Raw genomic sequence first — 25,739 nt, forward strand, 5'->3', positions numbered from 1 at the left:
GACCCAACGCGGCGGGATGAGCCGGTTGTTCCTGCGGCGCTTTCTCTTCGGTTTGTTTACCCTCTGGGTCGTGTCACTGGTGGTCTTCCTTGCTACTCAGGCACTTCCGGGCGACGCGGCCCAGGCCATTCTGGGCCGGGAGGCCACACCGGAGCGGCTTGCCGCCCTGCGCGAACAACTCCACCTGGGCGGCTCACTGCCGGAGCAGTACTTTGCTTGGCTCGGCAACCTGCTCTCCTTCAACCTCGGCACATCGCTCGCAGGCGGCGTACCGGTCAGCTCGGCTGTGGCCCCGACGCTACTGAACTCATCCGTCCTGATGCTCTTCTCCGCAGTAATCGCCATCCCGTTGGCAATCGGCATCGGAACATGGAGCGCACTGAAGAAGGACACCGCCGTAGACAACGTGACAGGCATTGTGACTCTGGTACTGGCCTCGCTGCCTGAGTTTGTGGTCGGCGTGCTGCTGGTGCTGCTGCTTTCTACCGGTCTGTTCCACCTGTTCCCGGCCGTCTTTGTCCAGGTCCCGGGCCAGCAGGTCTGGAACAATCCGGCCGCACTGGTGCTGCCGGTCCTGACGTTGGTGTTGGCCGTCTGCCCGTACATCATCCGGATTATGCGGGCCACGATGTTGGAGGTACTGAACAGCCAGTACGTCCAGCAGGCGCGACTGAAGGGGCTGCCGGAGCGCACCGTCATCCTGCGCCACGCCATCCCGAACGCCATCGGCCCGGTCGCGCAGGTCATTGCCCTGCAGCTGGCCTGGCTGATTGGCGGCGTGGTGATCGTGGAGTTCCTCTTCCGTTTCCCGGGCGTCGGATTCCAGTTGATCGATGCGGTCACAAACCGTGACATGCCGGTAGTGCAGGCCCTCACGATCATCATCGCCCTCTTCTACGTCGTCGTAAACCTCTTGGCCGACGTCGTCACCCTCGCTGCCAACCCGAAAGTCAGGACAGCGCTATGAGCAATGGCGTGGCCAATACGGCCATTTACCGCTCCGCCGTGCCCACTCGGACCAAGCGCAAGCAGGGTCTTCTCCGGCGGGCCCTCAAATCCCGGCGGACCATGATCGGAATGATGATGACCGGGCTGATCTTTGCCCTGGCATTCTTGGGCCCGCTGGTGGCCCCCCATTCGCCCACCGACTTTGTCGCGGCGCCGTTCTCACCCGCCGGTATCGGCGGCCCCTTCGGCACAGACAACCTCGGCAGGGACGTGCTCTCGCGCTTTTTGGCCGGCGGGCAAACCCTGATGATCCTTGCCCTGCTGGGCACGGCCTTGGGCGTTTCCCTGGGCGCCCTGATAGGCGTGGCCGCCGCGTACCATCGCGGCTGGTTGGACGAGGCCCTGATGCGCACCGGCGACGTCGCACTCGCCTTCCCGCAAATTGTGCTTGCGCTGCTTTTCCTGTCCATTATTGGACCGCAACTTTGGCTGCTGGTGCTAATGGTGGCCCTGGGGCATCTGCCCCGGGTGGCGCGGGTGGTACGCGGCGCCGCGATGTCCGTCGTCGAACGGGACTTCATCAAAGCTGCTGAATCCGTGGGGATCCCGCGTTGGCGCATCGTCGTGGGCGAGATTGTCCCCAATATCAGCTCCACCCTTGCTGTGGAGTTTGGCCTTCGCCTGACCTACTCGATCGGCCTCGTGGCCGGCCTGAGCTTCCTGGGCCTGGGTATGCAGCCACCCACCCCGGACTGGGGCCTGATGATAAATGAAAACCGGATTGCCCTAACGGTCTCGCCGTGGTCGGTGACTCTGCCGGTCATCGCCATCGCGGTGCTGACGGTGGGCACCAACCTGGTCACGGACGGACTGGCCAAGGCCGCCATCGGCAGCGACGAAGGAGTCACGGTATGAGCACCACGGCGCCCACCCTGGTAGTGGACAACCTGAAGATCGTCGGCGTTCCGTCGATGGCTGCCATTGTTGAGGAACTCTCTCTGGAGGTGCGCCCCGGAGAAATCCTGGGGGTCGTGGGAGAGTCCGGCTCCGGCAAAACCACCCTGGGCCTGGCCCTGCTGAACTACTGCAAGGAAGGCACCGTGCTGGGGGGCGGCAGCGTCAGCGTCGCAGGGCAGGAACTTGCCGGGCTGCACTGGCGCGAGGTGCGTCGGCTGCGCGGCCAGACCGTGGCCTACATCCCCCAGTCCCCGGCGTCGGCCCTAAACCCTGCCTTGCGCATCGGCACCCAGCTCAAGGAGTGCCTTGCCGGCGAACCCGCGGCGGTGCTGGAGCGGGTCCGCCAGGTCCTGCGCGAGGTGGCGTTGGATGACAGCGACGCCTTCCTGGCCCGCTACCCGCACCAGCTCTCAGGCGGGCAGCAGCAACGCGTGGCCATCGCCATGGCCTTTACCGCCCGACCGGCCCTGATCGTCATGGACGAGCCGACCACGGGTCTGGACGTCAGTACTCAGGAGCACGTGCTGAAGACCGTTCGGGATATGTGCACGATCTACGACTGTGCCGCCGTCTACATCAGCCACGACATGGCTGTTGTGGCCGAGTTGGCGGACCGCATCGCTGTAATGTACTCCGGCCGGATCGTCGAAATCGGCAGTACCGCCCAGGTTCTGGCCAATCCAAGCCATCCCTACACCGGCCGCCTTTTGCTGGCCGTCCCGGACCTGGACGCCCAGCGGCCCATGATCGGCATTCCCGGCCACGCGCCCTCACCCATGGCCAGACCGGCAGGATGCGCCTTTGCCCCGCGCTGTCCGCTTGCCGATGATGCCTGCACTTCCGCAGCCCCGGCAAGCACCGACGTCGGGCCCCGCCATTCGGTGCGCTGTTTCAAAGCCGACATGCCTCTTCCCGCTGTCCGCGCTCTTGTCCGGACGAACAGTCCGGCACGGCCCGCGGATGAGATGGCCGTTGTCCGGATCGACGGACTCAAGGCCGGCTATGGCAGCAACACGGTCCTGCAGGACATCAACCTTGAGGTCTTCGCTGGCGATTGCGTGGCACTGCTGGGCGAGTCCGGCTCCGGCAAGACCACCCTGAGCCGCTGCATCGCCGGACTGCACCACGAATTCACCGGGTCATTGACGCTCGACGGAGAACCCCTCGCCGCGAGCAGCTTCAAACGCAGCAAAGAACAGCGCCGGCGGGTCCAATACATCTTCCAGAACCCCTACGAGTCCCTTAATCCGCGCCGGACCGTGGAGGAATTGATCCTGCAACCCGTCACCGCGGTGCGCGGGAAGGTCCGCAACGGTAGGGAAATCGTGGCAAACGCCCTGGAAAGGGCTTCGCTGCGGCCCGACCATGCCTTGCGATACCCGGACCAGCTCAGCGGCGGAGAACGTCAGCGCGTGGCGATCGCCCGGGCACTGGCAACCGAACCCGAGGTTCTCATCTGCGATGAGATCACCTCGGCCCTGGATGTCTCGGTGCAGTCCTCTCTGGTGGACCTGCTCCGGAACCTGCAGGCAGAGATGGGCCTGACGCTACTCTTCATCACCCACAACATCGCCCTGGTGCGGAACATTGCACAGCAGGTGGCTGTCCTGGAACGCGGCCGGATCGTCGAATTCGGAGAGGTGGAAAGCGTGTTCGCAAACCCACAACACAGATATACACAGTCATTGATCCAAGCCACGCCGAACTTCCAGCTGCGTGCAACGCTGCCGGAAACCGCGGCCGGTTCCCCACTGCTGCCCGTAAGGTCTCTGTGAACACCCGCCCCGCCGTGAGCCTTCACCCTAAAGCCCTCGCTGGCAAGGTTGTACTGATCACAGGCGGAGGCACGGGCATCGGCCGCGCCACGGCCCTGTCCATGGCCCGCTGCGGTGCCCATGTGGTGGTCGCCGGGCGCCGCGAGACACTCCTCAAAGAAACGGCCGAGCTCGTCCGCGCCGCGGGCAGCGAAGCCCACGTCGTGGCAGGGGACATCCGGGAACCCGAACACGCTGCGCAGCTCGTCGACGAGGCCCTGTCGACGTTCGGCCGGATCGACATTCTGGTCAACAACGCAGGCGGCCAGTTTCAGGCCCCGGCCGAGGACATTTCGCTTAGCGGTTGGCGCGCCGTGCACCGCCTCTCCGTGGAAAGCGTCTGGAACCTTACCCGCGAGGTGGCCACGCGCAGCATGATCCCCAACCGCTCCGGCCTGGTAGTTTTCATGGCCTTTTCGCCGCGCCGTGGCATACCGGGCATGGTGCATGCCACCGCAGCCCGGGCGGCCGTTGAGAACCTCGCGTCCGGACTGGCCCTTGAATGGAGCCGTTATGGCATCCGTTCGGTAGCGGTGGCGCCCGGCAGCATCATCAGCGAGGGTCTGGAACAGTACCCAGCCCAGGCCCGCGCCGAGTGGGAACAGGGCGTCCCCTTGGGCCGACTCGGCCAACCCGAAGACGTATCGGAGGTCATCACTTTCCTGGCCACCGACGCAGCACGCTATATCACCGGAACCACCATCGCCATCGACGGCGGTGCCGACGCCTGGGGATCCGGCCGGCCCGTCCCCGCAAAGGAGTACTAAATGACTGTCACCCTGGATCCGAGCGCCCGGCCCGACGAAGCCGAAGAAGAAACCTCCGTCAGCTTGAGCGCCCTTTTCTCGCCCAACGCTGTCGCCATCATCGGCGCCAGCGACGACACCCGTAAGTACGGCAACTGGATCGCCGTGCAGGCCCTCACCGGCGGCGTGCCGGTCCACCTCGTGAACCGCACCCGGCCCACCGTTCTGGGCCGGCCCACGGTACCCAGCATCGTCGCCATCGGCAGCCAGATCGACCTTGCCGTCATCGCCGTCCCGGCCGCAGGCTTCGAGGAAGCTGTTGACGACGCGCTGGCTGGCGGCGCTAGGGCCATTGTGGGTATCAGCGCCGGGCTCGGGGAAGCCGGCGGGGAAGGGCTCGCGATGCAGGAGCGGATCACGGCCAAGATCCGCGCCGCAGGTGCCCGGATGCTGGGTCCCAACTGCCTGGGTGTGCTGGACCACACCAGCTCTCTCAAACTCGCCTCCAACGAATTCCCGGTGGGCACCGTCGGGGTGATCTCCCAGAGCGGAAACCTTGCGCTCGAACTCGCCGGACTCCTAGTGGACCACGGACTTGGCGTCTCCCGCTTCGCCTCCCTGGGCAACCAGGCGGATCTTGACGCCGCCGACCTGATCGACGCCTATGTGGACCACGAAGGCACGGCCGCGATCGCCGTGTACTGCGAGGACTTCCTGGACGGCCGCCGTTTCGCCCGCGCCGCCCAGCGCGCGGCGGAGGCCGGAAAGCCCGTGGTCCTGCTGACGGTCGGAGCCACCGACGCCTCTGTCAGGAACGCCAAATCGCACACGGGCGCCATGGTTTCCTCCGGGATCGTGGTGGATGCCGCGTGCCGTGCCGCCGGAATCGAGCAGGTCACCTCACCCGCCCAGATGGCCCACCTGCTGCAGGCCCTCGTCCGCAGCCGGGTGCCGCAGGGGCGGCGCACAGCTGTATTCGCTGACGGCGGCGGCCAGGCATCCGTGGCGAGCGACAGCGCAGCCAGTCAAGGTCTCGACGTCGTCGAATTTGGCGCCGCCCTGCAGGCTGCCGTAGCCGCCGAACTGCCGCCCACCGCTGCTGTCAGCAACCCCGTGGACGTGGCCGGCGGCGGCGAACAAGACATCATGTGCTTCAAGCGCGTGCTGGCGCACCTGACCACCAGCAACGATGTCGACGCTACCCTGATGAGCGGCTACTTCGGCGGCTACGGAAGCTACGGACCGGAATTGGCCCAACGCGAAATCGAGGCCGCCCAGCAGATGGCCACCGAAACGGCAGCCCATGGCGGAACCGTGTTGGTGCAAACCATGAACTGGCAGTCCCCCGCGGCGGGTGCCCTGCGTGAGGGCGGCATACCCGTCTATCGCGGAATCGAGGAAGCCGCGTGGGCGCTCGGCAGATTGGCCCGCCGGCACGCCGAACCAGCCACCGGCATCCCGCGGCTTCCGGAAGCCGCGGCGCCGGTGGAGGACGCCGGCTACTACCCCTCCCGCGAACTTCTCTCCGACGCCGGCATCCCGTTTGTTGCGGCGGCCGAAGTCTCAGGGGAAGACGAGCTCCTTCGCGTCGCCGCAGGCCTGAAATACCCGCTGGTACTCAAAGCCCTCGGTGACGAACACAAGTCCGACCGCGGCGGAGTCATCCTCAACATCCCAGACCAGTCTGCGCTGCTTGCCGCGTGGCGGGACGTCACCCGCCGGCTGGCACCGCCGTCGTGCTCCATTGAGGAAATGGCGGATCTCACGGGCGCCGTGGAGCTCTTGGTCGGCGTGCGCCGCGACCCTCGTTTTGGCCCCCTCGTATTGGTGGGACTGGGCGGGGTGTTCGCCGAAATCCTCCACGACGTCCGCTGCGCGCTGGGACCGGTGACCCCACAACAGGCCAAAGACATGCTGCTATCCCTCCGCGGAGCAGCTCTGCTCACCGGAGCCCGCGGCCGGGCGCCGGTGGACTTGGACGCGGCCGCCGACGTTGTTGCCCGTCTTTCGACCCTGGCTGCGGCCCACCCCGAGATCACCGAGATCGAATGCAACCCGGTGGCAGCGACGCCCTCCGGAGCTATCGCCCTCGATGCCCGTATCGTGCTCGGCTGAGCCGGAACTGAACAACCACAACCCCACCTAAGAAGGAGAACACCCATGGACTTCCGGATGACACCCCAGCAGATCGAACTCAAGCAGCGCGCTGCCGCCTGGACCAACGAAATGATGCAGTATGAGCTTGACTGCGAAATGAACAACGGCCTCACCGAGGACCAGCACGCCAAGGTCAGGCAGCTGGTCATCAACCATGGCCTGGCCGCCATCAACATGCCAGCCGAATGGGGCGGCGCCGGCCTGAACGTCCTTGAGCACGCCATCGTCTCAGAAGAGGTCGGCAAGCTGACCGGCGCCCTGTGGGACACCCTGTGGCGCCCGGCCAACGCCCTCAAAGCCTGCACCCAGGCGCAGCGGGAGGAATACCTCATCCCCGAAATCCTCGGCCAGCGCCGCGACGCCGTCGCCATCACCGAACCCGACGCCGGGTCGGACCCGCAGAATATCCAAACCACCGCCGTCAAAGATGGCGACTCCTACCTGATCAACGGCGAAAAGCTCTTCGTCACGGTGGGCGACGCAGCCGACTTCATCCTGGTGCTGGCCAGCGTGGACGGGGCCCCCACCATGTTCCTGGTGGACAAGGATCTGCCGGGCGTCTCGGTCACGCGAACCCCGCGCTACACCCATACCTTTGTTTATGAGCACCCCGAATTCCTCTTCGAGGACGTACGCGTCGGCGCGGACAAGATCCTGGGCGAAATCGGCCAGGGCTACGAACTCACCCGTGACTGGTTCGTCGAGGAACGCCTCATGATCGCGGCCCGCACCATCGGGGCAGCTGAGCGGGCCACACTGCTGGCCGCGGAGTTCGCCAAGGAACGCGTTCAATTCGGCCAGCCCATCATCGAGTTCCAGCTGATCCAAAACATGCTGGCCAAGAACACAGTGGACATCATGACCAATCGCGCCCTCACCTACCAGGTTGCCTGGGAAGCGGACCAGGGCATGGACCGCAAACTGCTCAATGCCAAGGCCGCCGTCATCAAGCTCGGCGCCTCCGAGGCCTCCAACCGCTGCGTGGACAACGCCCTGCAGATCTTCGGTGGGCGGGGCTACATGCGCGAAAACCCGGTGGAGCGACTGTGGCGTGAACTGCGCGTGGACCGCATCTGGGAAGGCACCTCCGAAATCCAGACCATCATTATCGGCAACGAAATCAAGAAGCGCGGAGCCGGGGGGCTGCTGGCCTACGCCGGGGCGGTACCCCAGTGACGTCCAGGGCCGCGGAGATGGCGACCGCCAAAGGTCCGGCAACCCCTGCGGTCGGCGACGCGCCCCTCGTGAAGCTGCGGCACCACGGGAACGTCGCAGTGCTGCAGCTGAACCGTCCCGACAAACTCAACGCCCTATCGACCGCTCTCGAGCAGGAATTGATTGATGCCCTGCGCTCGTCCGCCGTGGCCGGGGCAGCGGCCATCATCTTCACCGGATCGGCAAGCGCCTTCTCCGCAGGGGCTGACACTTCCGAACTGCCAGACATGACGCCGGAGCGGATCGCCGCCTACTACAGGGGCAGCGGCTCGCTCTACGAGACAGTAGCCAGGCTGCCGCAGCCCACGGTGGCCGCGGTGTCCGGATATTGCCTTGGAGCCGGCTTTGAGCTGGCGCTGGCCTGCGATATCCGAATCGCCGAAGAAACGGCGAGCTTTGGCCTGCCGGAGGTGGGGCTCGGGATTCTCCCGAGCTCCGGCGGGCTGACGCGGCTGGTCCGGGCAGTCGGGCCAGCCATCGCCAAGGAGATCATCCTCTTCGGTGAACGCTTTAGCGCATCCGAGGCCCACCGCCTCGGTCTGGTCCGCGAAGTGGTGCCAGCCGGTGAGGCCCTCCCCATCGCATTGGAGCGGGCAGCCGTCCTGGCCGGGCAGCCCGCCATGGCGGTGGCTTGGACCAAGGCCGCGATCGATGTCGCCGCCGAGTCCTCAGCCTCCGCCTCGCTTCTGATCGAACAGCTTGCCTACGCCGCGCTGAACCGTCCGGCCGAGGGCGGACAATGAACGCCGGCGGCGTGGAACGGATTGGCGTCCTCGGCTGCGGGCTCATGGGCTCGGGAATCGCCGAGGTTTGCGCCCGCTCCGGCGCTGCGGTGGTGGTGGTGGAGGCGAACGATGACGCCGTCGCATCCGGCCGCAAACGTGTCATCACGTCGCTAGATAAGGCTGTGGCGGCGGGACGGCTGGACGGTGCCGTTCGCGATGACATCCTGGCTAGGATCAGCTTCGGCACAGACATCGGGTCGTTCGCGGACCGCCAGCTGGTGATCGAGGCAGTCCCGGAGATCATCGAGCTCAAGCTCGATGCCTTCCGGCGGATCGACGCCGTCCTTCAGGATCCGGAGGCGATCCTGGCCTCTAACACCTCCTCCATGCCGATCGGCAGGATCGCGGCGGCCACCCGGCGCCCGGAACAGGTCCTCGGGGTGCACTTCTTCAACCCCGTGCCCGTGCTGCCTCTCGTGGAACTGGTCATCGGGCTGCAGACAAGTGACGGCACAATGGCGCGGGCCAAAGCCTTCGCTGAGGGCCTTGGCAAGAAGGTCATTGTCGCCAAGGACCGCGCCGGTTTCGTGGTCAACGCCCTGCTGATCCCCTATATGCTTTCGGCAATCCGCATGGTGGAAGCCGGCCACGCCACCGCCGCGGACATCGACACCGGCATGGTGGCTGGCTGCGCACACCCAATGGGTCCACTTAAACTCACAGACCTCGTGGGACTGGACACCACCCTGCACGTGGCCAACTCGCTCTACGAGGAACTCAAGGAACCCCACTACGCGCCGCCGCCCCTGCTGCTGCGCATGGTGGACGCCGGAATGCTGGGCCGCAAAAGCGGCCGCGGCTTCTACGACTACAACTGAAGGACCCGATGGATACGCTGACCGCCCTCAATGGGATTCAGGTCCGAAACTCCGGCTTCGACCCGCTGGGCCCGGCGGTGCGCACCGTAGCCGCGGCCTCGGGCCGCACCGTGAATTACATTGACGACGGCGATCCCGGCGCCGTGCCGCTGCTCTTCCTGGGCGGCGCCGGTACCACCGTCCGAGCCTTCCGGCTGCTCGAGTTCACTCGGTCCTTCCGACAGGAACTGGGAATCCGCGTGGTCTCAGTGGAACGCAACGGCCTGGGACAAAGCGAGTTCGACCCAGCCGTGGGCTTTGCAGAGTATGCCGAAGATGTCTGGTCCGTGCTGGACAACCTGGACATCAGCACAGTGTCAGTGATTGCCATCTCAGGCGGCGGCCCCTACGCGGCCCGCCTGATCGCTGCCCGACCGGACAGGATCCGCTCACTGCACCTTGCCTGCGCCTTCGCGGAACCCATCGAGGGCGCGGGACCCCACTTCGACGCCGCAACGGTGGCCGCGGACCCCGTTGCCTGGTGGCGGTTCCCTGCCGAAAGCTCCGTGCATGCGATTCCGGGCTTCGACGATTCCGTCATCGAGGAAGCCACCCGTGGCCTGTTCGCCAAGGGAAGGGACCGGGCGCCGGAAGGGCTACAGCAGGCCTTTCAGCTCTACGCCACCACCCCGCTCCCGGACCTCTCAGCCGTCCGGGCTCCGGTGTTCCTGTATTGGGGGAACACCGATGAACTCGTCCCGCTCACTCAGCTGGACCGCTGGAAGGCAGCACTCGACTTAGGAAGCACCAGCGCCCGGGATCCCGAACGCACGCTGGTGGAACGGGTGTATCCCGATGAAGGACATGATGTGCAGTACCGGCACTGGGACCAGATCCTGGTAGACGTGGCATATATGGGCACCAGAATTGTGGCGAGCAGGGCGGGCCGGACACTGCTGATTGACCCCGCCCACGAGGAACAGTTCCTGGCGGCTGGCGGAGCCCTGGGGCTGGCTGCGTGGTAATCGGGCTGAGTGCAGGCTTCGCTGGCGAAGTTCACCTGCACGCGGGCCGCTCGCTCCATTGCGTCCAACGCGAGGGATCTACTCGGGGGCACCAGCATCCTGCTCGCTAACCGTGTCGCCCGCCACACAGACATCGATGCCCTGCACACCTACAAGGGCACCGAAACCGTACAGGCCCTGACCATGGGCCGCTCCATCACCGGCATATCCGCCATCAACTAATGCGCCCCGCGCAAACATCTTTGCTGTTTCTCCCGTTCACGCCTCGAAAGGCAACCCCATGAACTCAGATAGCAGAACCCCGTCATTCTCGGCGGGGCACGCACCCCGTTCGGCCGCTTCCGCGGTGCCCCTTTCCCCGCTGTCGGCGGCGCGGGCTTGGATGTCTCCGAGGACGAACCGTGGCGGCAGGGCGATGCCTGATCCATTCGGTAATGTCCTTCACCCGAAACAAACTCCTAAAGCCCACCATCAACACCCCGCCCAGCCGCGAGCAGCCGGGCACCACCTCTAAAGGACACCATGGAACTGCTGTGGGAAATCGCCGGGTGGGCAGGCGCGGCTGCAATACTCAGCGCGTATCTGACCGTCTCCATGGGTTGGTTGAAGGCCGGCAGGGGCTTCCAGACGGCAAACCTCCTCGGCGCCTTTGCCTTCATTGTCAATGGCGCCTTCCACCAAGCATGGCCCTCCGTGGCCACGAATATTGCTTGGTTCCTCATTTCCGCCGTCGCGCTCCTTCGCATTCATTGGGCTGGCCGGCTGACGATGACAGCCGTTGATGCGCCCCAGGTTCAATTCCCAGGCGTCCCTGACACAACCAGCCAACTCGTAGTTATTGAAGTTCTGACTTCCTCCGACCACGACGACATTGATGGACAACGCCCATGTCGCTGAGAAACTTGAAGCGAGACGGTAATAGTGAAACGCCCAGAGCGACCCCCAAGTGGCCCCTTCGGGGCGCTAGGTTGACGTAATCACGGATATCTGTGATTCCGGGTGTGATCTGGGTTGTGTTTAGACCATTGATTACCCGGGCGTTTTCGTGGGACCATGAACTATGACTGCAGTGACGGGCGCCCGCGGCGGGCTGAAGGCGCATCACGATTCCATCCGGCTGGCCGACGACGTGCTGGTCCGGGACCTGAGGGACCTCCTGGGAGCGAAGCTGGTCGCGTACATCGGTTCCGTGAAGGAAACCCGAGCCGTCCGGCAATGGGCCGACGGGGAACGGAAACCCTCCGCCGACGTGATGCACCGGCTCCGCACGGCTTATCACGTGGCCGCCCTGCTCGCGGAGCGTGATTCCCGGGCTGTAGTGCAGGCCTGGTTCCAGGGCATGAACCCGCAGCTGGACGATGTCCCGCCGGCTCGCCTGATTCGGGTCGGTCAGCTGGATGACGCCGGCCCGCAGGTGCTGGCCGCCGCACGTGTGTTCGCGGACGCAGGCTGATGGTTTCTGCACGACTGACGCGGCGAGGCCGCCTGTAGGGTCTGGCGTGTCGGCTTCCGCCCGGAATCGTGGGCGTGGAGCGGCTGGGAATGGGCCACCGACGGACGGTTCCCGGGACGGTGGGATGACCTGTGCGGCAATCTCCGCACCATCTATGACTGGTTGTCCTGATGGTGTGACTGTTGAAGATTCTGGCCCGGCGGCTACTCCAAGGAACCCCATCTCGGAACATCGGTCGTTCTCGGTTCAAGCTCTACTACTATGTCGCAGGTGTGAAGTACAGTGTGAAGCATGGCAGATAGAGAACGTTTCCGCCCATTTACTGGTGACACTTCCAAGAGCATTCGACTGCAATCGAACCCCTTGGCTCTAGTCCTCAGTCAAGTTCGGTGGCCAGAGCTGGCGCATTTGCAGACGAATCTCAAGGCGACTGCATTAAATTTTGGCTCTGCCTTGCCGGACTACCCAATTTACGAGGAAATACAGGAGGTCGGATACCAGGTAACCCCGGATGGCGTCCATCAAAGCGTTGGCGACACTCTTTATCGCTGGGCCTCTGTTGATCGAACGTGGCATGTCATGCTTGGGCGTCGTTTCGTAAGCCTGTACTCGACTAGCTACGTAGCGTTCGATGAATTCAGTGAACGCTTGGTGAAGGTCCTCGAAAGTGTGCACACACACGTCCGAGCACCATTGATAGAGCGCGTGGGTGTGCGCTATGTCAACAGGCTCGACGACACCGCCCTAATCTCCAGGCTTTCGGAGTACGTACGCCCGGAGGTTCTCGGCTATCTTTCGCTGACTCCAGCATCACCGGATGTCAACGTCGTTAGCAGCGCCAACCAAGTGCGATATGCGATTGGCGACGTCAACCTCCAAGTGCGGTCCGGCGTCTTGCCACCCAACGAGACTGCAGATCCGGCAATACCTCCAGTGCCCGGCTCTTCTTGGGTTCTCGATCTTGATGCGTCCTCCGAGCAATTTGAGCCTTTCGACGTTCAGTCGATCGTGACTAGGGCAGGCAAGCTATCTGATGCTGCATACGATTACTTCAAACTTGTAATCACTGACGGATTTTTGCGTGAATTTGGAGGAAACGAATGATTACTTCCACTAGCACGTCGTTGAGCGTAGGCGAACCCCTCAGTAAGCTTCCTTACTCGCTTGCCTTTGGCCTGGCCCTTGTAGTGTCATGCGCTTCCTATGCTCCGGCACCGACCTATTCATGGACTGTTACTTCCATGGGCGGCCAATCGCACGCCACTGACTGGCCAACGACCTCTAGTTCTCCGACAACTGTCTCGGTCGCGCAGGAGTCGCAAGTGGCCCGCACTCCATCTGAGCTCATAGCAGATCTGCGTCTGCTTTCCGGATTGACAACGGACCAAGTGGGCCGGCTCCTAGGGGTCTCCAGGCGGTCCGTACACAATTGGCTGAGTGGTGCCACAATGGCTCGTCAACATGCAGAACGCGTATCCGAGATCCTTGCGCTAGTAAACGCGGTTGACGGAGAAACGCCTGAACAACGGCGGGCTGCACTGCTCGACTCATCAAAGGGGCAAAGCCTGTTTCATAAGTTGCTCCAACAGCTGAAGCCGGACACCCAGCTGCAGGTTGGCGCAGCGTCGGTTCGGGATCGCATCTCTCTGTGACTGAAGAATTTGTTGCGAATGATTGCCTAAATCTGCGCCAAGGCGACGTTGCAGACGTGACCTGCTTGATCCTTTCTGGCGTAGACGATGGTTCCCCGGTAATCGTCGAAACGCCAGCGGGTGTGGCCATCCTCAGCCAAACTTGCGACATCGTCCAGCCGAGCAAAACCCGATGCTTAGTTGCCCCCGTAATTGATCCAAGTAAGCAGGATCTTTCAGATGCTAGAAAGGGACGAAAGCCGCTTCTGCTGTACCTAGAATCGGTAAAAGACGGCAGCGTTGCGTATGTGGCTGACATGGAGAGGGCCACTTCGATCCCCAAGGCTTTGCTGGCTGGGCGTAAGCTGCTGGCCCGCTGCGGAGCTGAAGCGAGCGAATACGGTACGAGAATAATTGCTGCTCGAGTTGGGCGTGCCTTTAGCAGGTTCCCCTTTCCTGACGAGGTGTATCCCGTATTCAAGGATCTGCGCGGCCGTGTCCAGACTAAGTCTGGGACAGAAAGCGCCTTTGGGAAGGTCATCGACTTGGTGACGGATCTTCGCGTCTCCGCCGACCAATGGGCCAAGCCAGGCCGTCGTTTAACTCTCTATGTAATCGTTCCTGAGGCTCAGCTAATCCCAATCGAAGATACCGATCCCAGCTGGGAATGGGACCTGAAACGCATCCGAGGCCTGAAGCAAGGCGAAACTGGGGACCGGCTGGATCTGGATCGCGTGTCGACGCTCATCCTGCAGAATTCTGGCGGTGACGCGACCACGTTGGCAAACCTATGGGCTAAGTTCGGACAGCTGATACAGGGCACGTTGCTCCGACCCTCACTCAACCGTGAAGTCATTTCCTTCGAGGTGGAGGTGCTCTCTGATGTTGAGATGAGTTATCAACGTTTCAGCCAGACTGAAAGCCTCGACTTGGACGTTCTCTCGGGTGTGGAGCATCGAGCCTGACGAGTCCTTATCCCCTACGTATTTGTCCTAACGCCACCAAGCCCCCGGGATTCTTTGCACTGGGTCACCGAACAAGGCTGCAAACCACGGCGACAGCGACGGTCCTGTCATTGGCATGGTGAACGGTGCGCTCAAGTTCGTGGGAGTGATCGGTACCGTGGATCGCGGAAAGGGAGGGCGCTGCCTTCCCGCAGTCCCGCCCTTTCAATAATCACAAGTTACCTGGCTCTTCAAGGTTCCCGGGGAAATAGGTTCGTGTTGTAGCTAGCAGAGGACTCGTGGTCCTGCTGGGATGAGTGTTACTACGCATTCAACCTGAACAGGAACCACGAGCCTTGTTAGAGCCTACTGTGGCTGGCCATGATGCTGCCAGCATGATCTTCAACCTGCCCGATTACCGTGTCACCGCCACCGTGCAGCTCCCGGATGGGGCCCGCCATGTCACGGTCGAGTCGACCTTCCCGCCGGGATGCCCGAGCTGCGGGGTGATCGCGTCCCGGGTGAAGGAACGCCGGTGCCAGCGGCTGCGGGACATCCCGGTCGCCGGCGCGGTGGTGCTCCTCTGGGACAAGCGCCGCTGGTTCTGTGACGAGTTCGAGTGCGAGCGGAAATCGTTCTGTGAGGCCACGCCGCAGGTCCCGCGCCGGGCACGGTCGACGCGGCGGCTGCGGGAGACGGTGCTGGACGCGGTCATCACCTCGGGCCGGGCCGTGTCCGAGACCGCCATGGCGTTCGGAATCTCGTGGTGGCTGGTCCAGCAGGCCATCGGCGACGCCGCCCTGCGCCTGCCGGACGTGGACCTCCTGGCGCCGCGGATGCTGGGCATCGATGAGCACCGCTACCGGTCCGTGCGGTTCTTCCAGGACCCCGGCACAATGGCCTGGACCCGGTACGAGCCGTGGATGACCGCGATCGTGGATCTGGATACCGGCCAGGTGCTGGGTATCGTGGACGGACGGGACCACAAGGGCGTTGGGGAATGGCTCTTCGCGCGCCCGCTGCAGTGGCGGCTCGGGGTGCAGGTCGTCGCGATCGACCCGTCCGCGGCGTTCAGGAAGGCGCTGCGGATGTGGCTGCCGCGCAGCGCCGTCTCGGTGGATCTCTTCCATGTCACGATGCTTGCCAACGACATGCTCACCTCGGTCCGTCAGGGCCTGTCCCAGCAGGTGCGGGGCCGGCGGGGCAGGGCCACGGACCCGGCCTGGGCTAACCGGATGCTGCTGCTGAAGGCCGAGGAGAACCTCTCAAAACGTGGCCACCACCGGCTGGCCGGCGTGTTCGCCGCCGATGATCCGACCGGCAGCCTCCAGGCCGCCTGGCAAGTCAAGGAACAACTCCGCACCCTGCTGAACACTGGCTCCCTCGACGACGCCGCCGCGGCGAAGTCTGCCCTGACGGACCTCGTGGAACGGGCCGCGATGCCGGAAACAAACAGGCTCTACAGGACCGTGTGCCGCTGGTGGGCCGAGATCGAAGTCCTCATCGTCACCGGAGCCACCACGGCCAAGGTGGAGGCCAATAACACGGCCATAAAACACATCAAACGAACCGGCCGCGGCTACCGAAACCCCGACAACTACAAATCGCGTATCCTCTTGAGAAGTGCAGCCCGGATAGCCGCATGAGCAATCATCTCAGCAGACCATTCCCCGGGAACCTTGAAGAGCCAGTTACCTGGATAGCCCGTTCTTTCCCCTCTCGGAGCCCACTGCTGCCCCTGTGCGTGCTTTCCTGGCTTTGGCGGCGCCCTTGCCCGTGGTCACGGCAGCGCTGGGGTGGGTGCCTTCGCTGCGGGCTGCCGCGAGGCGCCCACGTATCTGGGTTTCGTTGGCGCCGGTGTTGGCCAGGGACTCAACGAATTTCTCGTGGTGTTCGGCCGAGCCGTAGTCGGCATCCGGCGTGCTCTCTGCATCGAGGCCTCGGTCTTTGAGCCCGCTGCTGTCGCTACCGGTGACGCGGTTTTCGATCTCGCGGCCGAGGCCTTCCATCCGGGCAAAGAGTTCCTTCTCCGCGCGTTCGTACCGTTGTGCCACTGGCGTCCGTTCGGAGCCTTTGAACCCGCCCTCGGCCAGGAGATTGGCTTCGTGCATGTCCTTGGCGGCTTGCATGAACGCGGGATCCTTGAAGTGGGAGTCGCCGGCGCCGTTGATGTTCGCGGTGGTCTCTTTGCGCAGCTGGTCGATGTCGGGGCCGTTGATGCCGTCCTTGCCGATGAGGAACAGGCGTTCCTGCACGGTGGCATCGGCGGCCGCCACCGCTGCGGGGGTCTTTGCTGAGTGCGCGGTCTGCAATGCCTGGGCCAGCTCACGGTTTGCCAGGTACTCCGCGGGCACCTGGTGGCGCTCCATTTCCGGGGCCAGCTCGACGGCCTGTGCGCGAAGTTCTTCGACGCGGGCCGCGGCGAGCAGCTGCATGGCCTTCTCGTGTTCGGCGGCGGCCTTGCGTGTCTCTTCCTGGCTGCGGGACAGTTCGTCCTGCCGGGCCTTCTCCGTGGCGGCGGTCTGAATCCCTGACTCCAGATAGGCGCTGTCTGTGCCGACGTCGTGGGTGTCGATTCCGTAGCGGGTGAGCACTTCCTGACGGATCTTTTCCGAGGCGGCCAGTGCGGTGGGGTCGTGGTCTTTCCAGCCTTCAGCGACGGCGTATGCCGTAGTGATGTCGTGGGGCTGTGCTTTGTCCCACCACTGGTCCTTCTCCACGGGCGCCAGCGCTGCGTGGGCGGCGCTGCGTTCGGCGGCGAGACGTCCCTGCGCTTCGTGCCCCACCTGGGCATCCTGGTGTTCCTGCTGCCGCTGGGATTCCTGCCGGCGACGGGCCAGAGTCTCCGCAATGCGTGAGGCGATCATCAGCGACTGCCGCAGCCCGCCGTCCACAACGTCGTCCATTCCATCTGATTCACTCATCGTGTTTCCCTTGCACTAGTCGTGTGAGTCTTATCGGTCCAGGCCCGGCCCGGAATCGCGTCGGCTGGGCTGGGAAGTCTTGGCCGGCGTCGCCGGTGTTGGCGTTGAGGGCACTACTGATCCCGGGCGGATGGGAACCATGCCGCGCCGTGCGATGTCGATTGACCTAGGCGGCAATCCTGCCTGCGTCGCAGACTGCTGTTCCGCACCCACCAGCACGGCCTTGGGCATGGTGCCGGTGAACGGTGCCAGCTGTAGCTCGACCACTGAACGGATGCGCTGCGCCTCACGGCTCCGTCCCGACTGGGCGTGCATTTCGTACACGGCGAAGGCGGTGTTGATCAGCTGCACCATGAGTGCTGTTTGGGCGGCCGTCTTATTCTTACTGGACCCGGCCATAAACAACATGGCTGTCCCGGCAATCGAAGGCAGAGCTACGGGCTTGCTGTGCTCCCGCGGGGCGCGCAGCTGGGCGGTGCGGGACAGTTCAGCGGCGGTGGCCGCCAATGGACCCGGCGTCGGTTCCAGCCGGTAGGACCATGCCGCGAACGCGCCGGATACTTCCCTCGCTGCTTTCGCCCAGGTCGCGTGATCTTCACGCGGAATGGTCCGCAGCTGATCCGCCAGCGCGGTCGCGTTACGGGTGTATTCGACCCACATTTCCGCCGGCGGTGTTCCGTTCTCGGGGCCGGTCCTGGAGACGGTGCGCCTGTTGCGGGCCGCCGCGTTCCACTCGGCTGCAGCTTCGGTAGCCAGGTGCGGTGAGTCCATCCACTCTTCACGCAAGGCACCGAGCTTCAGATCGGATGCGAGGGTGCCGCCGGCGAACCAGATGGGCCGCTCGCCCTGCTTGGGGCGTTCGGCTACGGAGTACCCAACGATGACGTCGGTTGTGTTCTTCGCGTAGCGCGGCCGCACCAGCATGCCGGTGTCGCGGGCCCGCCGGACGAACTCCCCTTCCGTCGCCGAGGCGCTGGCGCTGGCGCGTACTTTCCGCGCCAAAGATGAGCGGTGCATTTCCCGCTCGTCCCGGACGGCGGTGGCCTTCTCGGCCCGGTCGTAGCCACGGGTGGCGTGCACGGTGGAGAGCTGTTCCAGCCCGTACTTAACCTCCAGCTCACGGCACGATTCCTGAGCCCTCTTGTAGTCGCCGTGGGTGGATGCCTTGGTGCCGTCTTCGCGGACCAAGGAGACAGCCAGGTGGATGTGGTGGTTGCCGTTCTCACTCGTGCCGTGGTTGACCGCGACCCACCGGCAGCGGGCCTTTCCGCTGGTTTCGGTGAAGCCCATGGAGTCCACGAAATCGTTGGCGATATCGCCCCACTGCTGGTCCGTCAGCGCGCCCTCTTCGACGCGCAGGCTCAGCGAACAATGCCACACGCTGGCGTCCTTGTATCCGACGTGAACGCGCTCCTTCTTGGCCGCATCCCACTGCATGTCCTTGATCTGCACCGAGACACCGAACATCTTGCGCGGGCGGTCCAGGTGCTTGGCGATTGCAAGGGCATCGTCACGGTCCAGAACACCGTCGTCGTACCACGCCATGATCGCAGCATCCCCGGCTACCAGGCGGGGATCGCTGTGCGCGTTCTTCGTCTTGTTGGCCTCGGTCGAAGCCAGGTAAACCATGAGTCCGCCCATGCGCGAACCCCGGGTGATGTTCGGAATCATCCCTACATCAGTCCGTCGATGGCATCGTCGATTCGCATAGCAACGGAGCGGATGTGCTTCAACGCTTCGCGCGCCTCGACGGGGAACTCGCTCGTGGCGTTGGCCTGCCGTGCGAGCTGGTTGATGTTGTTGGACGAACGAGCCAACAGATTGTGCAAGGACATCAGCTCCGCCGCAATAGCACGGCGTTCCGTTGTCGTCTCCTGCATCTCGGACAATGCCGAGGTAATCAGCAGATTCGGGACAGTGATCTTCTCCCGCTCAGCCCTCGCAACAAGCGCGGCTTCCTCTTCAACAGTGACCCACAGGTCACGGCGCTTCTTGGTACCGGCCGGAGAGTTCTCACGGCGCCGGCGCGACAGATTGAAACGGTGAGTGAATCCCTCATCCGCCATTCAATCCATCCCTTCAAAGGCCCAGCGCAGCGACCCGAAACCGGGGACCACACTGACCAGTGTGCCGCACACGACCGCCAGTGTCGAGCGCGGCAAACCATTTACACCCGTGTAAATGTATAGCTTGCTCCGACCGGTCCTCTTTGAGGGTTTTTTCGCCTTTCGCGCTTGATCACCGAAAACCTGCTTTGGGGGTGTCGGTCGTGCCCGATAGGGTTTGGGTATGGATATCAACGACATTGCCGCTAAAGCCGCCGCGAAGATCGACGCCGCCAGGGACACCAAAGTGAACGCCGTCAAGAGGGCCGCCGCCAGCGGAGTTGAGGTTCAGGAGGCCGCCCAGCTACTTGCCGTAGCTGAGCAGAAGTATGCCAAGGACTATCAGGCAGCGTTGCGCGCAGACTGGACCGAATCGGACCTGCGGGGCTTCGGTCTGGACGCTCCGGCCAAGAAGGCCGGCGGGCGTCCGCGTGGCCGGAAAACCACGCAGGAGTCCGTTCCGGTTGCCGGCGGACCTGAGTAGTAGCCCCTCGCCCCCATGGGCACGGCAAAAGCCCAATCGCTCCGCTGCTTTTCCCGCACACATGGGGACGACGGGACCCAGCTGATCGGCTGCACACAACCGCCAGGGAACCTCTGCCTCGCACCTTACCAGCGAGACCGGCGGCCATGCACAGCCTGGAAACTGGCCGGTCACCAACGGCAACGTTTCCCATGGTCCAAGACATGCCGCTTCCGACGTCGGCAGAGCGCTGTGGCTGGCTCTTTTCAGCCATAGACCAGATGCGGCTCCGATGGGCAGATACGACGAAGGCCGGCACCTTTTCGAGGTGCCGGCCTTCGTCGTAACCGTGTTCTCTTAGTCTTCCGCGGTGACGTCGTCATCCTTGATCTGACCGGCCGCGATGCGCTCTGCGGTCTTCGCGAACGCTGCCTCGATGTACACCGCGAGGTCACTTTCCCGGACCCTCCACACACCCCGTCCACCGAACTGCCCGGCGGGGAGCTCACCGCTGCGAACGAGCGAATAGACCAGTGCACTTTTGACGTTCAGGACCTCCTGAACTTGTTCCAGGGTCAGCATTCTGGGGAACACCGGTACCGTCGTCGACGCAGGTTCCTCGGTCACGTCCTCTGTCCGTTTCGGCATTCTCAGTCCACCTCGTTCCGGTGTTGCAGTTCGTCCCTGGCGCGATGTCCGCGGCAGAGGGATCCGGCCGCCGTGGAGCTTCCGGAGTCATTCCAGCCCAGCTCTTGACGGACGGATGATCTATCGTTCCAGCCCTCCGCTTCTCTCGTGGTGTGGATGTCTGGTTGAAGGCGCCTGGGTTGACGCCGGCGATGGCCGGCTGGGGCTGGGGCCTGTAGGGAAGCTGGCGTCGTGAAGCTTTCTAAAGCGTGCCAGTGCAGGATCGACGACATCCGCAACGTCAGGCGCGTCGGCGGAGTTCTGCTTCGGTGGCTCAATGGAGGCCCTGAGCTTCCCGTCCAGTTCCGCGCACTTCGCGCGGGCGGTGACAAGTTTGGCCTCGTACTTGAAGGGTTTCCCGGCCTGGCTCTCGACGTCGGCAAGCACCGCCTGTTTGTCCGTGATGGTTTGGCGCAGCTGGGCTTCGTAATCGGGAAGCCCCGCTACTTTGTTTTCCAGCCGGGTGATGATCCCGGCACTTCCTTCCAACAGCTCCAGTCGGGTAAAGACAAGCGGTGGTGCCGGCACGTCTTTGAGGGTGACAGCGAGGTCCTGGTAAGAGCCGAGCCGGGAGTCGTCGGCCGCGTTTCGGACCTGCAGCTCGTGGCCGCCGAGGGTGGCCATCGTGCCGTGGTCCTGTTTTTGGCGGTAGTAATTTCCGTACTCCGGTGTGTGGGTACGGACCCATTCAGATATAGCCGTGACGGCCTCCGGACGTTTGGTGTAGCTCTTGCCGTCGATGGTCGCGGTGAAGGCATCCCCGGCCATCGGGGTGATGCGCGGGAGAGCGGCCTGCAATGCGGGCAGCTTGCTTTCGGCTTTGGTGATGCTGGTTTCGGCGGCGGCCCGTGTCCAGGAGAGGGTGCTCTGTCCTTTCTCGTGGGCTCGTTTGAGCCGTTCGAGTTTGGTCCGGGCGGCGTCGGCCTCGATCTTCTCCATCACCAGCGGGTTGCCGCTGGTCGCTGCCTTGATCTGTGCGGCGTTGAGGGCAAGGTCTCCAACGTCCTCGATCTCGCGGATATCGAGTCGTCCGCGAAGGACCTGCTGGATCATGGTGGCCTTGCGCTGGATCCCATCCCAGGCGGCACTGTCGTAGCTGCCGACGGTGGCGTACTGGAAGTTGTGGACCTCCGCGTTGGCGTTCCGTTGACGGATGATGCGCCCGTCGCGCTGGGTCAGGTCAGCTGGCCGCCAGGGACACGTGACGTGGTGGATCGCTTTGGCGCGGAGCTGGACGTTGGCGCCGGTCCCCATCATGGCGGTGGAGCCGATCAGCACGGCTACTTCGCCGGTGCGGCATTGGGCGAAGAGCTGGGCTTTCTGCTCGGGCTTGGGCGCGTCCTGGATGAACCGGATCTGCTCTGCCTGGATGCCGCCGGCAACGAGCTGGTCCTTGATCTGCTGGTAGGCGGTCCAGACCGGTTTGCCGTCGGGACCGGTGTTCTTGGATGGTGTGCTGAGGTCGCAGAAGATGATCTGCAGCGCACCCTTGTTCGCCGAAGGGATCCCGGATTCGAAGCTGGTTTCGTACTCGTTCTCCCGGTTCTCCTCCCAGACTTTCAGGGTCTTGGCGACCACGTGGTCCAGCTTCGTCCCGGATTCGGGTTCGATGCCGACCATGCGCAGGTCCAGGGCGGCTTTGCGGCCGTCGTTGTAGACGCTCAGGGCGTTGTCCGCGCCTTTCTCAGCCCAGCCGGAGAGGGAATCCAGCCGGTCCGCGAGGCCCTTCATGTATTCGGCCAGTTCGGGCGGTTGCGGGATCAGCACCAGTTCCGGCTGCCGTTCCCCGTCTCCGGGCCGGCGGGCGAGGTCCGGCTTTTCGAGGTAGGTCAGGTCTTCGGAGAGCTTCACGTCGGCGAAGACGTGGAAGGACCGCAGCATCTCGGGGACGTTCTTGAATTTCGCGAAGCGCGGCTTGTTCTTCAGCCGGCCTCCGGCGTCCATCTCGATGGCGGTGACGGTTTCCCCGAATGTCGCTCCCCAGACGTCGAAGTTCTCCACACCGGCAGCCTGGAGCAGGTCCGGGCGCAGGTAGCGCTGCATGACGTGGGCTTCGGTGATGGAGTTGGCAATCGGTGTGCCGGTCGCCATCGTGACGACGCGTTCCCCGTGGGTGCTGCGCAGGTATTCCAGCTTCAGGTGCATGTCGGTGGCCCGGATGGAGCCCGCGATTTCTGCGCCCTTGATGTTGGTGACCGTGCGCAGGTTTTTGTAGTCGTGGGCTTCGTCCACGAACAGGTAGTCCACCCCGGTGTCCTCGAATGTCAGTCCAAGGTCCGGTGCGGTGTCCATGAGCTTCTTCATGCGCTCTTCTTCGGCCTGGAGTTTCGTTTCAAGCTTTTTCACCGTGGTCCGGTCTTCGCCTTCGGCCTGGGCGTTGACGATGGTCTGCCGGACGTCGGCGATGATCGACTCTTGGTAGGCCTCAATGGTTTCGGCTTTCACGCCGATGCTCTTGAAGGCCTGCTGGGTCATGATGATGCCGTCCCAGTCGTTCGCCGCGGCGCGGGCGACGAACTGCCGGCGCGCGGCCAGGTCTCCGCTCTTGGTCTTGATGTCATCGGACCCTGCCGAGAGCAGGCGGGCCTGCGGGTACAGTTCCAGCCACTCGCGGGTGAACTGCTCCAGCATGTGGTTCGGGACGACAACCATGGGCTTGGAGGCCATGCCCAGGCGTTTGAGTTCCATCGCTCCAATCACCATTTCGGCGGTCTTGCCGGCCCCGACTTCGTGGAAGAGGCCCACGGCCGGTTCGGAGATGATGCGCGCCACGGCGGTGCGCTGGTGCGGATGCGGGACGAAGGATTTAGCGAGCCCCGGAAGGGTCAGCCGGCCGCCTTCCTTGGTGTAGTCGCGCAGCGCAAGGGAGTTGAAGCGGCGGTTGTATTCGTCAATGAGCCGGCTGGCACGTTCGGGGTCTTCCCAGACCCACTCGGCGAAGCGTTCCTGCAGGGCCTCGGCCTTTTCCTGGGACGCTTCGGTTTCTTCGAGGTTGGCGACGGGTTTGCCGTCCTCGTTCTTGTCCTCGACCTGAATGCTCTTTTGTTCCAGGATGCTTTGCAGCAGGTCCGGGGCGGGCCGGCGGCCCGTCCCCCACTCGTTCGTGGAACGGACTGTTCCCCGGTTGGCTTTGACCCGCCAGATGCCGCTGCCGACGCTGGTCACGCTGGCGTTGGGATCAGCCAGGATGTCCTGGACGAAGCGTTGGTGTTCCTCGGGGGAGATCCAGACCGCACCGATGCGTGCCTCGACGTCTTCCATGCCGACCCTCGGCGGTTGGACTTCCTCCAGCGCGGTGACGTTCACGCTCAGGCGCTCGTCCTCGACCGCCGCAGCGCGGGCAGCTTCGAGCTTGGTCCGGACGTTCCCGGACAGGTATTCCGGTGCCGTGACCAGCTTGCCGGTTTCCGGGTCATCGAACACGAGCGTGCCCAGCTGCTCGCGGGCTTCCTCTTCCGTGACGCCCAGCAGGTCCGCTATCTGTTCCAGCTCTGGGGCGCCGTAGGTGTCCAGGGCGATGGCGAGGGCTTCGTCAATGGTGTCCGCGCCCATGAGCGGTTTGCGGGCCACCACCTGCCGGTGCTGAAGCAGGCCAGCCGGTGTCGCCGTCTGCGTTTCGTCATTGAATTTTTCCAGAGCACCGGGAAGCGCCCCGAAAGGGTCCTCGGACATCAGCAGCCGGAATGCCGGCGCTATGCGACGGGTGACAATGTCATCGCCGGTCTCTTTATCCGTGCGAACCGATTCGGTGTAGCGGTTCACTGGCCCGTACTTGCCCACATAGTTGGCATATCGGGCGGTCAGGTTAGCCCGCAGGGCTTCCAGCTCGGGGGTGTCCTCGTTGTCCGATGCTTCCATTTCCAACAGCGACCGTGCACCGTCGCGCAGCCCCAGCAGGTCCCGCATCTCTGCAGCATGCTTCTTGGGCACGGGGAGTTCTTCTTGTTCCCCGCTGCGGGTGATGGTGAAGGTTCCGTCGGATTGGGCGGTGATGGTGCCGTCCCATTGCTGCCCGGCCGCCGGCAGCAGAGCCACCGGGGTCTTCCCCGGGGCCGGCTCTGCAGGGGCGTGGTTCAGGCCGCGGTCCAGTGCTTCCTGCACAACGACGTCGAGCCGCTGGGCGAGCAGCTGCGGGACAGCAGCGAGGTCGTCGGCTTTGACGCTGACGGTTTCCTCGCCGTACATGCCGTTCCCAACGGTGATCTGCCCGAGGACATTTTGCGGGTTCAGATCGAAGTAGTTGTTGATCTTCACGTCGCGGCCGTCGATGATGACAGGCCCGACAGATTCCCAGTCCGTGTTGGCAGGCTCCCGGCCCGGCTCGCGCTTGCGCAGCAGCAGCAGGTCAGTGAGTGCTTCGGTGCCGGCAGCGCGCCGGTGGGCGCCGGTGGGCAGACGCACGGCTCCCACCAGATCCGCCATGGCGCTCATCTCCCGCCTCGAGGTGGGGTTGGTTGCGTCCGTGGTGAAGCTGGAGGTCAGCACGGCGACGTAGCCGCCGGGTTTCACAGCGGCCAGGCTCTTGAGGATGAAGTGGTTGTGCATGGAATGCCGGGAGTCGGCATTGTGGGTCTTGTCGTAAAGCGTGTTCTTGCTGAACGGGACGTTACCGACGGCGAGGTCAAAGGAGTTGGTCTTGATCGGGGTGTCCGCGAAGGACTCGCCGCGGATCGTCGCGTCGGGATACAGGCCACGGGAAATTGAGGCAGTCAGCGGATCAAGCTCCACACCGGTCATCCGGGCACCTTCCGGGGCCAAACCAATGAACGTTCCCGCGCCGGATCCGGGTTCCAACACCTCTCCCCCGGTGAAGCCGAGCCGGTCAACGGCGGACCAGATTTCCTTCACCAGGGCGGCATCGGTGTAATACGCGTTCGTCGTGGTCCGCGACGCTGCGGCGTACTCGCGCTCGCTCAGGACTTCCTGCAGCTGGGCGCGCTCGGCCGCCCATTCGGCCTTATCGAACAGCTGGGGCACCGCTCCCCAACTGGACCACCGCGCCAGGGAACGCTGCTCTACCTCGGTGGCCGGCCTCTGCTGGTCTTCCAGCTCCCGGACGATGCGGATTGCTTCAACGTTTGCTGCGAA

General features: G+C 64.0%; 20 protein-coding genes and 1 pseudogene. 16 read left to right on the plus strand and 5 right to left on the minus strand.

Going from position 1 to position 25,739, the window contains the following annotated elements; genetic code table 11:
• Positions 1-16: 16 nt before the first annotated feature.
• The 15 genes and pseudogenes from ACZY0Y_RS11015 to ACZY0Y_RS11085 all read left to right on the plus strand — a co-directional run bounded on the left by ACZY0Y_RS11015 (position 17) and on the right by ACZY0Y_RS11085 (position 16,118).
• Positions 17-967, plus strand: a complete 951-nt coding sequence (locus ACZY0Y_RS11015) for an ABC transporter permease (RefSeq protein ID WP_463957978.1) — start codon at positions 17-19, stop codon at positions 965-967.
• A complete protein-coding gene (locus tag ACZY0Y_RS11020; protein ID WP_463957980.1) occupies positions 964-1,863 on the plus strand; it encodes an ABC transporter permease in 900 nt (299 codons plus the stop codon). Before ACZY0Y_RS11015 ends, ACZY0Y_RS11020 begins: the two co-directional genes overlap by 4 nt.
• A complete protein-coding gene (locus tag ACZY0Y_RS11025) occupies positions 1,860-3,680 on the plus strand; it encodes an ABC transporter ATP-binding protein (protein ID WP_463957982.1) in 1,821 nt (606 codons plus the stop codon). Before ACZY0Y_RS11020 ends, ACZY0Y_RS11025 begins: the two co-directional genes overlap by 4 nt.
• Positions 3,677-4,486, plus strand: a complete 810-nt coding sequence (locus tag ACZY0Y_RS11030; protein ID WP_463957984.1) for an SDR family NAD(P)-dependent oxidoreductase — start codon at positions 3,677-3,679, stop codon at positions 4,484-4,486. Before ACZY0Y_RS11025 ends, ACZY0Y_RS11030 begins: the two co-directional genes overlap by 4 nt.
• Positions 4,487-6,580 carry an acetate--CoA ligase family protein gene (locus ACZY0Y_RS11035; RefSeq protein ID WP_463957986.1) on the plus strand — a complete coding sequence of 698 codons (2,094 nt, stop codon included), beginning with the start codon at positions 4,487-4,489 and terminating at the stop codon, positions 6,578-6,580.
• A gap of 45 nt (positions 6,581-6,625) precedes the next feature.
• Positions 6,626-7,798 carry an acyl-CoA dehydrogenase family protein gene (locus ACZY0Y_RS11040; protein WP_463957988.1) on the plus strand — a complete coding sequence of 391 codons (1,173 nt, stop codon included), beginning with the start codon at positions 6,626-6,628 and terminating at the stop codon, positions 7,796-7,798.
• A 17-nt stretch (positions 7,799-7,815) separates the two neighbouring features.
• A complete protein-coding gene (locus ACZY0Y_RS11045) occupies positions 7,816-8,580 on the plus strand; it encodes an enoyl-CoA hydratase/isomerase family protein (RefSeq protein ID WP_463957990.1) in 765 nt (254 codons plus the stop codon).
• Entirely contained in the window at positions 8,577-9,440 is an 864-nt protein-coding gene (locus tag ACZY0Y_RS11050) for a 3-hydroxybutyryl-CoA dehydrogenase (RefSeq protein ID WP_463957992.1), read from the plus strand. The genes ACZY0Y_RS11045 and ACZY0Y_RS11050 overlap by 4 nt, the downstream gene beginning before the upstream one ends.
• Before the next feature lie 8 nt (positions 9,441-9,448).
• Positions 9,449-10,444: an alpha/beta fold hydrolase gene (locus ACZY0Y_RS11055; protein WP_463957993.1), complete on the plus strand. Its 996-nt coding sequence runs from the start codon at positions 9,449-9,451 to the stop codon at positions 10,442-10,444.
• A gap of 12 nt (positions 10,445-10,456) precedes the next feature.
• Positions 10,457-10,666: pseudogene (locus tag ACZY0Y_RS11060) on the plus strand (acyl-CoA dehydrogenase family protein); the annotation flags it as partial.
• A gap of 300 nt (positions 10,667-10,966) precedes the next feature.
• A complete protein-coding gene (locus tag ACZY0Y_RS11065) occupies positions 10,967-11,341 on the plus strand; it encodes a CBU_0592 family membrane protein (protein WP_463957995.1) in 375 nt (124 codons plus the stop codon).
• 163 nt (positions 11,342-11,504) lie between these two features.
• Positions 11,505-11,897 (plus strand): hypothetical protein, encoded by a 393-nt coding sequence (locus ACZY0Y_RS11070; RefSeq protein ID WP_463957997.1) that lies wholly within the window; start codon positions 11,505-11,507, stop codon positions 11,895-11,897.
• Between the two features lie 291 nt (positions 11,898-12,188).
• A complete protein-coding gene (locus tag ACZY0Y_RS11075) occupies positions 12,189-13,001 on the plus strand; it encodes a TIGR04255 family protein (protein ID WP_463957999.1) in 813 nt (270 codons plus the stop codon).
• Between the two features lie 544 nt (positions 13,002-13,545).
• Positions 13,546-14,493, plus strand: coding sequence for a hypothetical protein (locus tag ACZY0Y_RS11080; protein WP_463958001.1), 948 nt, complete (start codon positions 13,546-13,548; stop codon positions 14,491-14,493).
• A 335-nt stretch (positions 14,494-14,828) separates the two neighbouring features.
• Positions 14,829-16,118, plus strand: coding sequence for an ISL3 family transposase (locus ACZY0Y_RS11085; RefSeq protein WP_463958003.1), 1,290 nt, complete (start codon positions 14,829-14,831; stop codon positions 16,116-16,118).
• Positions 16,119-16,163: 45 nt separating this feature from the next.
• Here ACZY0Y_RS11085 and ACZY0Y_RS11090 read toward each other — a convergent pair whose 3' ends face one another.
• From ACZY0Y_RS11090 to mobC, 3 genes are read right to left on the minus strand one after another with little or no spacing between them, the layout of a single operon-like run.
• Positions 16,164-17,396: a hypothetical protein gene (locus ACZY0Y_RS11090; RefSeq protein WP_463958004.1), complete on the minus strand. Its 1,233-nt coding sequence runs from the start codon at positions 17,394-17,396 to the stop codon at positions 16,164-16,166.
• A 30-nt stretch (positions 17,397-17,426) separates the two neighbouring features.
• Complete coding sequence (locus ACZY0Y_RS11095) at positions 17,427-19,067, minus strand: relaxase/mobilization nuclease domain-containing protein (protein ID WP_463958006.1); 1,641 nt, start codon at positions 19,065-19,067, stop codon at positions 17,427-17,429.
• Positions 19,068-19,069: 2 nt separating this feature from the next.
• A complete protein-coding gene (gene mobC, locus ACZY0Y_RS11100) occupies positions 19,070-19,462 on the minus strand; it encodes a plasmid mobilization relaxosome protein MobC (RefSeq protein WP_463958008.1) in 393 nt (130 codons plus the stop codon).
• A gap of 223 nt (positions 19,463-19,685) precedes the next feature.
• Here mobC and ACZY0Y_RS11105 point away from each other — a divergent pair, with 223 nt between their 5' ends.
• Positions 19,686-19,985 (plus strand): hypothetical protein, encoded by a 300-nt coding sequence (locus ACZY0Y_RS11105; RefSeq protein WP_463958010.1) that lies wholly within the window; start codon positions 19,686-19,688, stop codon positions 19,983-19,985.
• A gap of 336 nt (positions 19,986-20,321) precedes the next feature.
• On the opposite strand, the gene ACZY0Y_RS11110 is transcribed toward ACZY0Y_RS11105, so the two are convergent.
• Both ACZY0Y_RS11110 and ACZY0Y_RS11115 read right to left on the minus strand, forming a co-directional pair.
• Entirely contained in the window at positions 20,322-20,612 is a 291-nt protein-coding gene (locus ACZY0Y_RS11110; protein ID WP_463958012.1) for a helix-turn-helix domain-containing protein, read from the minus strand.
• Between the two features lie 120 nt (positions 20,613-20,732).
• A complete protein-coding gene (locus ACZY0Y_RS11115) occupies positions 20,733-25,628 on the minus strand; it encodes a helicase-like domain-containing protein (RefSeq protein ID WP_463958014.1) in 4,896 nt (1,631 codons plus the stop codon).
• Between the last annotated feature and the right edge of the window lie 111 nt (positions 25,629-25,739).

Source organism: Pseudarthrobacter kochi, from assembly GCF_055412805.1.

Coding starts and splice junctions, on each gene's coding strand:
- ACZY0Y_RS11050 (WP_463957992.1), top strand. CDS start 8,577: ATGAACGCCGGCGGCGTGGAACGGATTGGCGTCCTCGGCTGCGGGCTC.
- ACZY0Y_RS11035 (WP_463957986.1), top strand. CDS start 4,487: ATGACTGTCACCCTGGATCCGAGCGCCCGGCCCGACGAAGCCGAAGAA.
- ACZY0Y_RS11040 (WP_463957988.1), top strand. CDS start 6,626: ATGGACTTCCGGATGACACCCCAGCAGATCGAACTCAAGCAGCGCGCT.
- ACZY0Y_RS11105 (WP_463958010.1), top strand. CDS start 19,686: ATGGATATCAACGACATTGCCGCTAAAGCCGCCGCGAAGATCGACGCC.
- ACZY0Y_RS11025 (WP_463957982.1), top strand. CDS start 1,860: ATGAGCACCACGGCGCCCACCCTGGTAGTGGACAACCTGAAGATCGTC.
- mobC (WP_463958008.1), bottom strand. CDS start 19,462: ATGGCGGATGAGGGATTCACTCACCGTTTCAATCTGTCGCGCCGGCGC.
- ACZY0Y_RS11110 (WP_463958012.1), bottom strand. CDS start 20,612: ATGCCGAAACGGACAGAGGACGTGACCGAGGAACCTGCGTCGACGACG.
- ACZY0Y_RS11090 (WP_463958004.1), bottom strand. CDS start 17,396: ATGAGTGAATCAGATGGAATGGACGACGTTGTGGACGGCGGGCTGCGG.
- ACZY0Y_RS11070 (WP_463957997.1), top strand. CDS start 11,505: ATGACTGCAGTGACGGGCGCCCGCGGCGGGCTGAAGGCGCATCACGAT.
- ACZY0Y_RS11020 (WP_463957980.1), top strand. CDS start 964: ATGAGCAATGGCGTGGCCAATACGGCCATTTACCGCTCCGCCGTGCCC.
- ACZY0Y_RS11075 (WP_463957999.1), top strand. CDS start 12,189: ATGGCAGATAGAGAACGTTTCCGCCCATTTACTGGTGACACTTCCAAG.
- ACZY0Y_RS11015 (WP_463957978.1), top strand. CDS start 17: ATGAGCCGGTTGTTCCTGCGGCGCTTTCTCTTCGGTTTGTTTACCCTC.
- ACZY0Y_RS11045 (WP_463957990.1), top strand. CDS start 7,816: ATGGCGACCGCCAAAGGTCCGGCAACCCCTGCGGTCGGCGACGCGCCC.
- ACZY0Y_RS11095 (WP_463958006.1), bottom strand. CDS start 19,067: ATGATTCCGAACATCACCCGGGGTTCGCGCATGGGCGGACTCATGGTT.
- ACZY0Y_RS11065 (WP_463957995.1), top strand. CDS start 10,967: ATGGAACTGCTGTGGGAAATCGCCGGGTGGGCAGGCGCGGCTGCAATA.
- ACZY0Y_RS11055 (WP_463957993.1), top strand. CDS start 9,449: ATGGATACGCTGACCGCCCTCAATGGGATTCAGGTCCGAAACTCCGGC.